The 13,329-nt window shown below is 48.4% G+C and carries 7 protein-coding genes; all 7 read right to left on the minus strand.

Annotated features, from left to right (window positions below; all coding sequences use genetic code 11):
• Position 1: 1 nt before the first annotated feature.
• Complete coding sequence (locus VN105_RS18645; RefSeq protein ID WP_325643040.1) at positions 2-2,158, minus strand: endo-1,4-beta-xylanase; 2,157 nt, start codon at positions 2,156-2,158, stop codon at positions 2-4.
• Positions 2,159-2,175: 17 nt separating this feature from the next.
• A complete protein-coding gene (locus tag VN105_RS18650) occupies positions 2,176-3,129 on the minus strand; it encodes a DUF5627 domain-containing protein (protein ID WP_325643041.1) in 954 nt (317 codons plus the stop codon).
• 53 nt (positions 3,130-3,182) lie between these two features.
• Complete coding sequence (locus VN105_RS18655) at positions 3,183-4,946, minus strand: RagB/SusD family nutrient uptake outer membrane protein (protein WP_325643042.1); 1,764 nt, start codon at positions 4,944-4,946, stop codon at positions 3,183-3,185.
• Positions 4,947-4,979: 33 nt separating this feature from the next.
• Positions 4,980-7,793, minus strand: a complete 2,814-nt coding sequence (locus tag VN105_RS18660) for a SusC/RagA family TonB-linked outer membrane protein (protein ID WP_325643043.1) — start codon at positions 7,791-7,793, stop codon at positions 4,980-4,982.
• Between the two features lie 48 nt (positions 7,794-7,841).
• The gene (locus tag VN105_RS18665; RefSeq protein ID WP_325643044.1) at positions 7,842-9,719 is read right to left on the minus strand and encodes a RagB/SusD family nutrient uptake outer membrane protein; all 1,878 of its coding nucleotides are present in this window, start codon (positions 9,717-9,719) and stop codon (positions 7,842-7,844) included.
• Between the two features lie 11 nt (positions 9,720-9,730).
• Complete coding sequence (locus VN105_RS18670) at positions 9,731-12,823, minus strand: TonB-dependent receptor (protein ID WP_325643045.1); 3,093 nt, start codon at positions 12,821-12,823, stop codon at positions 9,731-9,733.
• Between the two features lie 297 nt (positions 12,824-13,120).
• On the minus strand, positions 13,121-13,329 hold a 209-nt coding region (locus VN105_RS18675), incomplete at its 5' end, for a hypothetical protein (RefSeq protein ID WP_325643046.1).

Consider the following 13,329-nt stretch of genomic DNA (forward strand, 5'->3'; position numbering starts at 1 on the left):
GTTATTTTGCATTGGCTTCCAGCGCCTGCGCAGTGGCTGCGTAACTCAGCTTTCTCACATACGCTTCTGTCCAAAGCCCGATTGGCTCACCCGCCCGCCAGGAAGAATTTGCCCGGCTGTCTAAAGGGCTCCAGATCGTGATACCGTAACGCTGTTTTGCAGGAATGAGCTCAAAATATTTATCGATTACATACTTGTACATATCGGCCTGCGCTTTGTAATGCTCCGCACCCGCCTCTGGTGTTTTTACGCCCACACCTATATCCAGTTCAGACACTTTGATCAGTTTTCCCGTAGCTGCCAGCAATTTAAACATCTCTGCAATATTCTCCATACTGGTACTGGTGCTGATATGCATTTGCGTACCAATACCATCCACTTTGGCGCCTTTGCTTTCTATGTAATTCACATAGGCGATCAGGCCACGGCATTTATCGAGACTGTATTCAAGATTGTAGTCGTTGATAAAATGAATATCGCTGGCGTTACCGTATTGACTGGACATTTTAAATGCGGTTACTGCATAATCCTTGCCCAGGTAATCCTGCCAGAAAAACTCATCCGCCGCTATATTGGGTCTGCCTGCCGCTGTTTTCAACTCATAAGGATTACCATCATCCATAGGCTCATTTACCACGTCCCAGGCCTTTACCGTTGACTTTCCCACGCCTACTATGCCACTCATCCATTTATCAAGCGCTGCTGTGAGGAGGTATTTTTTTTCTGCGGCTGTTTTCTCCACGATGGTAGTGGCGCCACCGGTGGCTTTTGTATTTTTTAACACCACATCATCGATATAAACGGTGCCGGCAAATTCACCGTAACTGAAAATCAACCGTGTCCTGTCGGCTGCAGTTGCGGTGGTGGCTATGGTTACCTGTTTCCATTCGGTGCTAACCGCTACCTGTCCATATCCGTTGGAGGAATAGTCGGCGCTTTGGAGTTCCGGGCGGATGATTCCGGCAGCAGTTCCTTTCACCCAGAAACTCAACTCATAGGTTTCCCCGTTATCCAATGGAGCTGCAAAGCTATAACTGGTTTGCACATCCCAGTAGTTGGCGGCCTTTGCGGGATTGGTTACGTAAAATGCCTTGCCTTTGTTGCCAACGCCCATGCCATCGGCTGTAATACCGCGGACGGAGCTACCGCCCCAGCCTCCCCAGCCGCTCCCGGATTCAAAATCACCATTGCTTACAAGATTGCTGATCACGGGCGTACCCTGGGTATCGTATACGTATAAGTTGTTGATGTCGATATAATACGTCACCCCGGCTTTGTATCCCAGGTCAAAATGCAGCCTGATATGATCACCGGAAAAATCATCCGTGGTAAAGCGGATCTCCTTCCACGAAATCCCGGTGGTAAAGGTGGGAGAAGGCGTTCCTGATTTGGTCCAGTCTGCCGAAGGCGTATTGTTATTCAATCCTTCAAAAGAGATCCTTCCTTCCCCGGCCGCATCAGATCTGATATACATCACTACTTCATACTTATGCGTTTTATTGACAGCCACGCCCGGCGTCACTAATTGCAGGTCGGCAGCGGCAGACGAGCTTCCATTAGCCACCAGTTTAATGGCATTGTTCCCGGCTCCCATGCCCTCGCCATCTGCTATGGAAATACCGGCTCCGGGATGCGGTAAGCTCCAGCCGGTAAAGCTTTTATCTTTCAACCCTGCAAGGTTCAGGTCATTGGGGTAAGCGGGAGATGTTACCAGCAAAGGACTGAGCAGCCCCTTCAGGTAAGCGGCATTTTGGTTGGCATGCCACATGAGGGTATGACCGTATACCTGCATTCCTGATTCACCCGCCGTTTGAAGCAATGAGCTTACTTTCGCCAGGTCTAAACTGCCATCGGCTTTCACGATGGCGCCATGTTTCATTTCGTAGCCCAGCACAATTTCATCGAAATTCCGGTTGGCTAGCCGGTACATGACTCCTTTATCGAGATACTCCTGTAATCCCAGCGCCACCCCCCATTTAAACCCGGGGTTGGTAACCCGGTTAATATAACTTTTCAGTGCTGGGTAAGCATCTATGTCTTCCTGCGCCGCAATACTTCCGGGTTTATCTACATTAAAATCAAGCGCCTTGTATTTATTGCAGGAAGTAATAATAACAAACCCGATAAAACTGATGGCTATTTTATAAAGTTGATTCATAAAAATTACTTTAATGATTATTTACTTACCGGCGTAAAAGTTTCCATAGTTACCGCCCTGTCTCTTAATACCAGCGTGTCTGATGTAGATACCTGCATACCAGCCACCGTTACCTGGTAATCGAGATAAAGCGCATCGCGGTCCTTGCTGCCCCAGCTGTTCTTTTCTCCCCTTTTTACAAAGCGGCCATTTCCGGTAGCCGTAAAACCGCCGCTGCCAGCGGAAATGCTGCATTTGTCCTGGTCGTCGAATGTAAGCAGCAACGTACAATAAACATTAACGCCATCCTTATCTTTATACACTACGGGAAATTCCAGTTCCTTCACCGAGCGGGTGTTTAATTTATTGACCTCGTCGGACTCCACATATTCTTTATGCCTTACAATCGTCTGGTTTACATTTCCCGACACTATATCTTTTCCCCTGCGCAAATAGTTCCCATGCCAGGTGTTCACGTATTTCACGGCATAAAGGATAAAGTCTTTTCCGCTCAATATGGAGTCTGCACCTGATTTATCCGTCATACGCAGCGGGATCACATAAGTATTCCTGATCGCTTTGGGATCATTGAAGAAAGCATCCGTAAGCTGTACTTCCACTCCTCCTGCAAGCGTGCCTTCCGGGATCACGATCTCATTGGCGGCAAGTGAGTAATAATTAGCGGGCATCGGCTGTATCTCCTCTTTCCCTGCGCCAAACAGCAACCCATTCCCCAGCAGGGAATTATCTACCCTGATCCCGATATGCAGGTCCTTTTTAGTGTAATAAACGCCTCCCGTGGTGGCCATGATCTTACATTTGCGCTGGTTATCCAACTCTGTGCTGAACACATCTTCACCGAAAGTAATGGTACGCACGGGATACTGGTACGCGAAATACACCGTCTGGTATTCATAATCCGGGAAGGTTACCTCTTTGTTGCATGCTGCCAATACAAGGAGCAGCATGATGGGTATTAAAAACTTTTTCATCTTCATTAATTTCAAAAATCAGGGAAAATTATTTCGTCATAAAGCGTATCCTGTTAGCGCCAGCCTTTATTCTGTTCCAGGGATCCGAACTTTAGTATTTCGCCGTAAGGAATGGGGCCATAGATCATGAACGGCTGGAACTGCCGGCTTTCCACGTTTACAACGGAATAGTTATTATTCCGTATGCTCACGCCTTTGGCGGTTTCGCTAAGATTAGCATTCCAGCGGCGGAGATCCCAGAAGCGGAAGCCTTCAAAGCACAGCTCAATTCTCCGTTCATTCCTGATCAGCGCCCTCATTTGTTCCTTGCTGCCTCTGCTTTCTTCCAGGAAAGGATCGCCGTTGGCAGTGCCTACACCGGCTCTTGTGCGGATAGCTTTAATAACATCATACGCGGAGAAACTGTAAGCGCCGGCCCCTGTTGGTCCCCAGGCTTCATTCGCAGCTTCTGCGTAATTGAGAAAAATTTCGGTATACCGGATATGCGGTTTATAATGCCGTTGATTGTTTGCAGCGTTAGGATTAAGATTTACATCCTGGCGCAACAGCTTGCGCAGGTAGTAGCCGGTACGTGTAGAAGTTTCCACTTTGTTCAGTGCATCGTTGGTAAGCCCGTCTGCCGCCGTATTGATCAGTGAATTATTTGGCCCTGCTGTACCGCCATTCACTAAAATGAACATACGCAACCGGGGATCCCGGCCTGCATAAGGATTGGCAGCATCGTATCCGCTGGCGGCATCGGTAATAGGAAGACCGTTGGCCATCGGGAAGGCATCAACGAGATTTTGTGTAGGATTAATACGGCCGTTACCAAACAAACTGGGTGGAAAATTGGCCTGTTCCAGGTCGCGGTTATCGCCATAATTATTTCTCCAGAGTATTTCAGCAGGATTGGCTCCATCGGCCAGCCCGGCAATTTCTGAAGCGTTTGAATACCAGGTAAGTCCATTGGCCGATAAAGCGCTTATGCCGCCTTTCAGGGCAATTACTTCCCCCGCATAGTTGGCAGCGTCTGCCCAGGTGGTGGTGCTGCCGCTGCTGAAAGCCGGGCTTGCCGCCAGCAATGCCGCCTTTGAGCGGATGGCTTTTGCAATACGGCCGGTGAGGAATCCGCGGAAAGCAGAACCAAAGGCGCGGTCGTACTGCTCCTTGGTAACAGTGCCATACTTTGGAGGAATAAGCGAGGCGTTGGCAATATTCTCATAGTCCGTTGGCAGCAACTGGTCGGCCTGCGCCAGGTCGCTGTAGATCTGTTTCATACAAGCATCAAAATTGCTTCTTGGATTGTTGAAACCGGAATTGGTTCCCTGTACTTCAAGGTTAAGCGGCACACCGAGTATAGTGGAGCTTTCCGACATGCCGGCATGAGCCTGCAGCAGGTGATAATAGAAAAGGGCACGCAGGCCGCAGGCTTCTCCCTTTATCCGCATGGCGAACAATTTGCTCACCACCGGGTCTGCCGCCCATTTCACGGTGTCCACATCCCGCAGCGTAATATTGAGATACTGGATAGCGGCATATGCATTGGTCCACTGGTTAAGCGGGTTATTGTTTGCTGTCCATTGCCCGTTGGCGATTTTCAGGAACGAATTGTTCTGGTCATTGGTAACGGCATCGTCTGTTGCCACATCATTAAACGACCATGAATTTGTTGGGATGCGGTTATAACCATTCAGCAACACGCCAAACGGCAGCCCTGCATTATTGGCTGTATAATTCCCCAGCTCCTGGTTATTCTCTATTTCCGGCGTCAGCAGGTCTTTACAGCCGGTAAGCAATAAAATAGATGCCAGGAAAATAATGATATTTCTTTTCATAAAGTGAAAACTTGATTGGATGAAAAACAGGAATCAGAACATTGCTTTTACACCAAGGTTATATAAGCGGGTTTGTGGCGCACTGCCAATATTCATCTCCATCAGTTTACGTTCAGCAGCAACCGTGAGCAAATTGAAGCCGCTCACATATACGCCCATCTCCTGCACAATTTTTTTATTGCCAATCAGGCCGCTCATATCATAAGAGATCTGCACTTTAGCCAGGTCGATACGATTGGCCTTGTACAACCAGAAATCCGAATTGCGGAAGTTGTTGTCGCTGTTGAAGGTGGTTAAACGCGGGTACTTCGCCGACTGCGCCGTTTCGGGCGTCCAGCGGTCCCTTACCACTTCCGAATATTTGTCTTCCCCATCTACCCAAAACCAGGAGCTATTCTTCATTCCATAGGAACCGAACCGGCCCTGGGCCAGCGCAAAGAAAGAGAGGTTCTTCCACCGGAGGCTTACGTTTACTCCCAGCGTAAGAGGTGAGCCAAACCAGCCCCCACGGCCCAGGTATACTTCATCGCGGGAATCAATAATGCCATCTCCATTCTGATCTTTATACTTAATATCACCTGGTTTTACCTGGCCGAAAGTTTGGGCGGGTGAATTTTTGATATCATCTGCATCGCGGAAAAATCCCTGGTGCTGCAGTCCCCATATCGCATCCAATGGCTTACCCTGCCTGTACTGGTAATTATCTTCATACACCTCCGCGCGTTTGGTAGCCGTGGTTTTATACCAGGTACCCACCAACCCGATGGAATAATTAATGGCCGATAACTTTTTGTTCAAACTGAGGTTGAAATCAACGCCCACCCGTTTGTCGTCATTATAATTTATATAGGGAATAAAGGAAGATACCGGCCAGCCTGTTGTGAACCAGGAAGGAAACAACACATTGGGCTGGATGATGTTACCCGTGATCCTGTTCACAAAAAAATTACCATTCAGTTTTACCAGTTCGTGGAAGAAAGATCCCTCCAAACCTATACTGATCTCTTCCCTTTTGGGGAACCGCATACCAGGATTAGCGCCCCGCCTGGATTCTGTGGCCTGTACACCGGTACCATCTTTCCAGCCAAACCAGCTACCCAGTGTGGTATAAACTCCCTGGTACAGGTAGTAGGATGCAATATCCAGGTCGGTATGCAGTACGCCTGCGCCGGCAGTTAAACGCAGGTCATCCACTCCGCGTACACCACGCATAAAAGGCTCGTTACTGAGCCGCCAGCCCAGCGACACCGTTGGTGAGAATGCTGTCCGGTTCCCTTCCGGCAGTTTCGCGCTGTGTACCACGGCGCCGCTGAAATCGATGTAGTAGGTATGATCAAGATTGTAGCCCAGCTGTAAACCTAAATTGGCATTGCTGGTACGATGATACACGGCCGATTCGGATTGCTGGAACCCGTTCACCAGTAACACGGCAGAAAGATGATGCCTGTTGTTAATGGAATTGACATAATTGAACTGACCCGTAGCGGCAATGGTTTGGCGATACCAGCTGTTACTTACATTCTGTACGCCGGAAGTAGCGTCCTGGCCGTATTGCGTAAGACTACTGATCAGGTCTGCCCCGGAATAATTATTCCAGGTGGGCGCATACACGGCGTAGGCGTTATTGAAGGCCAGGTTATAGGAAGTGTTGTAATCAACCGCAAACGTAGACCGGAAAGAAAGACCTTTCAGTACATTCCGCAGGTCTGCATTCACGCCTGTATTGAACTGGAACTGCCTGCTGATATACTTGTTATTTCCCCCGGCATAAATAGCAGCAAAAGGATTTGTTTGATCAAGCTGCGTTCCGCCCAGCAAATATTTCCCATCAATAATATGATTACTGTTCTTCACAAATACACCAGACGCTTCATCGGTTGCTTCAATCATATCCAGCGGAATGAGCGGCGCAAAACGATGCGGGCGTAAGGTAGCCGCGCTTTCCCAATAGTTGGTATTTACTCCTTTTCCTGTATAAAAAATGGCAGTAGCATCTACATTACAGGAAATATATTGATTGAGATTAACATCCACATTGCCGCGCAAATTAAAACGATCGGACGTGCCGTTGTTCACCGCCTCGCCGAAGTTGAGCAGCGATCCGGAGGTCTGGTAACCAATATTGGTGTAATAACGTGCCTTATCGTTTCCCCCGGATATTTCCGCTGTTACATCATAGCGGCCAAAGGAGTTTTTGAGATAGTCTCCGGAGTAATAATCCACATTGGGATACCTGAATGGATTTTTACCGGAGGCATACTGGTAAATGGTTTCAGGACTATACAATTCAGCCAGCCCGTCGTTGCGGCGCGCTTCATTGTAAAGCGTCATATACTCCGCCGATCCGAGGTAGTGAGGATATGCTTTGGGAACATTGGTACCGGCATTGGCCCTTATATTAATGCGCTGGTTGCCTGGTTTACCTCTTTTGGTGGTAATATAAACCACTCCTTTTGCGGCCCGGCTGCCATAAAGCGCCACTGCATTCACTCCTTTGAGAAAAGAGATCTGTTCTATTTCCGTGGGCAATACGTTACCTGCCTCGCGGGGTACTCCATCGATGATGAGCAGGTAACTGCCCATGCCCCACATGCTGTTTCCATTAAACCCGTTTATCCAGCCATCCATATTTTCAAGGCTGTAGGTCATATAGTTGAGGTTCATTTGCGATGCCACATCTACTACCGAAATGTCTCCCGGCAAGTCTTTTTTATCCAGCTTCCGGAAGGCCACCTGCACCTTATTGTTTTCAGGGATAACGGTTTTTGCCGTGGTATCCTGTGCCTGTGAAACCGGCGCCAGGCCCATCAGCGCTACAGCCGCTATTAATGCTTTTATCTGGTTCATGAATTTTTGAGATTTACAGTAAACGATACCTATAAAGCCTGTACGTTGTTACCAACCCGGGTTTTGCGAAAATTCCAGGTACATATTGGCATCTGAATTTTTCAATGGCAGCCAGTAGTGTTTTTCTGAATACCTGCGTTCCAGGATAACGGCCTCGCGTAAATTGAGTACCCGGTTGTTCTTCGGGTCTGTAGTACTGAAAGATGGGGACCGGTCAAACTCCACGGATTTTTTCAACGTATACGGACTTTGTATCAGCAACATCCATCTTCTCAGGTCGTTGAAACGATGGCCTTCAAAGGAAAGCTCCACGGCCCTTTCGCGCCGTACTTCGCTCATGAAACCATCGAGGGAGGTAGTGAAGCGGGCAGCCACATGTCCTGCGCCGGCCCGGTCGCGGATCACATTAATGGCATCTAAGGCCGTTTTGCTATAGTTGTTCGATTTGCCGGTGGCAACGCCATAGCCCTGGGCGGCAGCTTCTGCATACATTAAATACACATCTGCCAGGCGCATATAAGGGAGATGGATATTCAGCGCCTTGTCATAGGTCCAGCCATTATCAAACCGGTTGGCGGTTATCGGAATAAATTTATAGAGAAGATAACCGGAGCGGCTGCCGCTGCTGATGTCGCGGTATGTTCCCCCGGTATACAGGTTGGCATAGCGGTTTCTTTCATCGGTGGTTGCGCCCTGTATACATTTCACCCCATCAAAAACGATATCGTTGTAGAAACGCGGATCCCTGCCCCTCCAGGGATAAGCCGGATCATATCCTGATTCCGGGTCCGCCTGCGTGATATCCCTGATGGGCAGACCATTGGCCATACCATAATAATCTACATAATTAGCGGTAGGCACAAAAGTGATGGCTTCTTCTGTTAGTGAAGCCGGGCCATATTGCTTGGCGGTGCCATAAGTAGATCCGTGCGCGCCATAATAGGGACTGCGGAAAATAGCTTCGGTGCTGCCGGGCATTAACCAGTTCTGGCCGGTACTATAAAAGTTGGTATAGTACTTTGAAAATTCCACCAGGCTGTAAGGCGCATCCCCCGATTCACACAATTGCAGCAGCTCACCCAATGCTTCTGCGGCTTTTTTGCAATACTCCTGGTGATAGGTTTTGTTGCCGGTTGATACGTAGTTCATCAACGGGCTGCCAGCCCACAAATAGTTTTTGCCAAGGTAGCCCAGTGCCATAATTTTATTGATGCGCAACTGGTTTTTTCCCAGCGTTCTTTTACCTGCTGTGGTATTGTCCCAGTTCACCGGCAACAGGTTGGCCGCCTCCCTGAAATCAGCCGCAGCTTTATCTGCACATTCATTGTATTTAAGGCGGGGTAGGGTGAGTTTCTGATCGCCCGGCAATACTTTATCAATGTAAGGCAGCCCGCCAAAATACTGGATGAACATAAAGTGGAACCATCCCCTGAAAAACAACAGCTGCCCTTTGATCAGGTCTTTCTCTTCTTGCGTGGCGTTGGTTAGCTTATCAATATTCTCCAGGCCCATATTGGCTTTACGGATACCATACCATCCAAGTTTCCACATCGATTTTGTAAAACGGTCGTCGTTGGTATTGGTGTTGTTCCGGTCCATCCAGCCTGCCTGCCAACCATCAAACTCCGACTGCCAGCCCCAGAAATCGCCGTTATCGATCTTTATTATAAAATGAAAATCACGGGCGGTGGACTGTATCTCATCTTCTCCCCAGTTCCAGGAATTAGTCCAGTAGGCATTGGTAAAATCAGGTATGCAATGATATAATTCTTCAGTAAATCCCTGGAAGCTGATAAAATTACTGAATGCATTGTCGGCCGATACGATAGATTGTGGTTCCTTATCCAGGAACTTCTTACAGGATGCAAGGCCCAGGGTCATCATCACACCCGCAGTGGCAAGTAATAGCTTTGTATATTTATTCATAAAATACCTGTTTAGAAAGTAAAATTGGCGCCGAGGTTGTAACGCTTCACGGTAGGATAAGCACCCTGGGATGCCCAGCCGGTACCTGCAAAATTTGATTCACGGTCGTCCGGCATCTTGCTCCAGGCTGCCAGGTTATTACCGTTGAGATATACTCTCAGCGATTCAAGACCGGCCCGCTTTACAAATCCTTTATCAAGCGTGTAAGCAATTTCAGCGTTCTTTAACCGCAGGTAGGAACCATCGTACATATATTGCGTACCCCTGTAATAACCTGCGGGGGTCGATAACCACCGTGGCATTGGCACATCGGCATTGGTATTGTTCTTCGACCAGTAGCTGCCTTCATCATAAACGGTGTGTCCCTGGGAACCAAGAGTGTTGAATACCACCTGCCGGGTTACGTTATTCACCCCGTAGAATTGTACAAAAGCACTCAGCCCTTTCCAGTCTATCCCAAACGTGGCATTGTAAGTATTGGTAGGCCATCCGCTGTGCCCGTAAGGAATGTTATCCCTTGCATCGATCACGCCGTCGCCGTTATAATCAACGATATAATAGTTGCCTGGCAGCTTCTGGTTGTCGTTGGTATTGTGAATGGTGCTGCCATAAAGCTCGTCCCATGTATTGTAGTAGCCCTGGCTCACGTAAGAATACGCCTGGCCTATCTGCATTCCTTCCGACTTCTGGTAAGCCGGCAACAATTGGGGATTATCTGCTTCGATGATCTTATTCTTCGTATGGGTCATGTTCAGATCAGACCAGAGCCGGAGTTTTTTTGAGAACGGGTAGCTGAAATGCAGCTCCAGTTCATACCCGCGTGATGTTACCCTGCCAAGATTAGCCACCGGAGGCGTGGTGCCGTAATAGGAAGGAACGGACGCCCTGTTGGCAAGCAATATTTTGGAACGCTTATCTTCAAAAAAGTCCACCTTACCTTTTATGAATCCTTTGAATAATTCAAAATCGGCGCCCGCATTAATTTTCTCCGCCTGTTCCCATTGCACATTCGGGTTTCCCACAGTGGATTCACGATACCAGTTGAACGGGCTTTGCTCGGCGGCTTCACCGGTGGTTCCTAACCGCGCCTGTCCGCCATATCCCCACTCTGTGAGATACAGAAAGCGGCCGGCTACATTGTCGAAACCCGTTTGCCCGTACGAGGCGCGGAACTTCAACAGGTCCAGGAATTTTATATTTTCCATGAAACGCTCATTCGATGCAATCCAGTTCACACCACCGGAAGAGAAGAAAGCAAACCGGTAATCAGGCGCAAATTTTTCCGAACCGTTATATGCGCCATTGTATTCAATGGTATATTTATTCTTATAAGTATAGGTAGCGCGGAATACCCAATCTTCCCGGTACGAGGGTATCATACTGCCACTGGCGGTAATGTTGCGGTTCATGAGTCCCATGGCTGTTACCTGGTGTTGCTCCGCAATGGTTTTTGCGTAATTCAGCTGCAACTGGTAGAACAGCCTCCGCTGGTTATCGGTAACGGCGCCGGCTGCGGGCGACCACTTGATGCCTTCCTGGAAATCGAAATTGGTTACCCCGTCGAAAGCGCTTTTATAAAATACATTTCCCGTGGCGGGGTCTATCCATTTGCGTTGTACATCGTGGTAAAGGTCATTCACTCCCCTGTCGCTTTCAATGAAAGTATTGTCCATTGAAATGGTACCGCTGAACTTCAGTCCGTCAACAAGCATATCCAGGTTCTGTTCTACCGAAAAGTCGGTAGTGATACGCGTGGTCGTCTGGTATTGAATACCACCTACTGCGAGGCTCCTGGCCGAGTTTTCCGCGCGGCCTTCATTGGGTGCATAGTAACCCCAGGAACCATCTGCGTATACCGGCAGAAATACATCGGGCGCTGTGGTATAAGCATCTATCCAGGAGCCGTACTGGTTACCCGAAAATCCCCAGGGGCTTTTCCGCACGCCATAGGATCCTGAAAGGTTTACCTTAAAGAGTGTAGAGGGTGTTAATTGAAAATCGAGGTTAGAGCGGGCATTTAATCTGGTAAAGCCAAAACCGGGTTTGTAACCACGACTGTTGTCATAGATCTTAAAAAGATCACCTTCATGCAGGAAATCCGCGCTGGTGAAATATTTTACGAAACGGGTACCGCCACTGATATTCAGGTTGGCGTTTTGTGACGTGGCGTAATCCTTAAATAAGGTTTTGGCCCAGTCTACATTCGGATAACGTTCCGCTTCCTCCAGGCTGGCCGGAAAGCGGTATTTGTTCAAAATGGCCTGTGGATAATAATTGTTCCATCCTTCCGGTTTTAGCGCCAGTTCATACTCTATAGCCTCATTAACGGTCCGCAATGCGTCGTACGAATCCGCTTTTCCCGGCAATTTGGAAGGCGCTTTCACCACATTATTCACCGTAGCCCGGATAGATGCTTTACCCAGTTTTCCCCTTTTAGTGGTGATAAGGATAACGCCATTGGCACCGCGTGAGCCAAATACGGCGGTTGCCGACGCATCTTTCAAAACGGTGACGGTTTCTACAGAGCCTATATCCACGCTGGACATTGGCCGTTCTACCCCATCTACCAATATTAAAGGACTGCTGTTATTCCAGGTACTAAGGCCGCGGATGATCAGTTGAGGATCTTCTTCACCGGGCAAACCGGTGCTTTGAGCCGTGATAAGACCCGGTACGTTCCCGGTTAATGCAGCGCCGATATTTGATACGCCGCCGGCCCGTTCCAGGGTTTTACCATTGGTTTGTGAAACTGCGGCTACCACGCTTTCTCTTTTCTGGCGTCCATAACCCACTATTACTACATCCTCCAAACCAACCACATTGTCTTTCAGCGTAACCGCAATATTCGATTGGTCACGGATATTCACTTCCTGCGGCACTTTTCCTATGTAGGTGAAAACAAGCACCTGTTTACCTGCAGGAACACGGATAAAGAACCGGCCGTCATTACCCGTGCTGGTGCTGATCCGGGTTTCTTTTACCACTACGGTGGTACCGGGTATGGGCGTCTTTTTTTCATCCTGTACCACGCCCTGCACCACCCGTGTATCCTGGGCCAGTAGTGAAGAAGAGGTAAGCGTAACCGACAGCATTACTGCTGCCATACCAAGCCATTTGCATGACTTTCGCGAAAGAATCATTTTTAACATGGAACAAAAAATATTTAATGTTAGGGCAATGAAGGGCTATGACAGCCGGTTCAGGCTATCATACCGGAATACCCGGCGGGAACAATGAGATACGATAAAAGGCCGGACCTCTACAGTTGCGGTCGGATGCTACACTTTAATTGATGGAGCTGAAAATGATTGCCGGGACGTGGTAACCCGGGGGATATTCAAGTTTCATAAGTAATTATTTAGTGTTAAATAGACAATTATTCATAACGTCAGAACGGTGGATCAATAGGTGGCGCTAAAACGAAAAGCAACACGCGAATCTACAATAGTGGTGTTTATATGAATGGTACGAATCTCCAAAAGGAGGGTAATAATGTCTAAATAAAGCGCCGGTAGCTGAAACAGAAAGGAAGTGCAGCTAAGGAAATGAAACTGGTGGCCGGAACCGGAAGAAAGCGCCGATAGGGAAATGGGGATAATAAAATACTGGT

The organism is Chitinophaga sp. (assembly GCF_035564935.1).
GTDB lineage: Bacteria > Bacteroidota > Bacteroidia > Chitinophagales > Chitinophagaceae > Chitinophaga.

Bases quoted from the DNA above. Each gene is read 5' to 3' on its own strand.
- VN105_RS18645 (WP_325643040.1), bottom strand. From the start codon at position 2,158: ATGAATCAACTTTATAAAATAGCCATCAGTTTTATCGGGTTTGTTATT.
- VN105_RS18650 (WP_325643041.1), bottom strand. From the start codon at position 3,129: ATGAAAAAGTTTTTAATACCCATCATGCTGCTCCTTGTATTGGCAGCA.
- VN105_RS18655 (WP_325643042.1), bottom strand. From the start codon at position 4,946: ATGAAAAGAAATATCATTATTTTCCTGGCATCTATTTTATTGCTTACC.
- VN105_RS18660 (WP_325643043.1), bottom strand. From the start codon at position 7,793: ATGAACCAGATAAAAGCATTAATAGCGGCTGTAGCGCTGATGGGCCTG.
- VN105_RS18665 (WP_325643044.1), bottom strand. From the start codon at position 9,719: ATGAATAAATATACAAAGCTATTACTTGCCACTGCGGGTGTGATGATG.
- VN105_RS18670 (WP_325643045.1), bottom strand. From the start codon at position 12,823: ATGGCAGCAGTAATGCTGTCGGTTACGCTTACCTCTTCTTCACTACTG.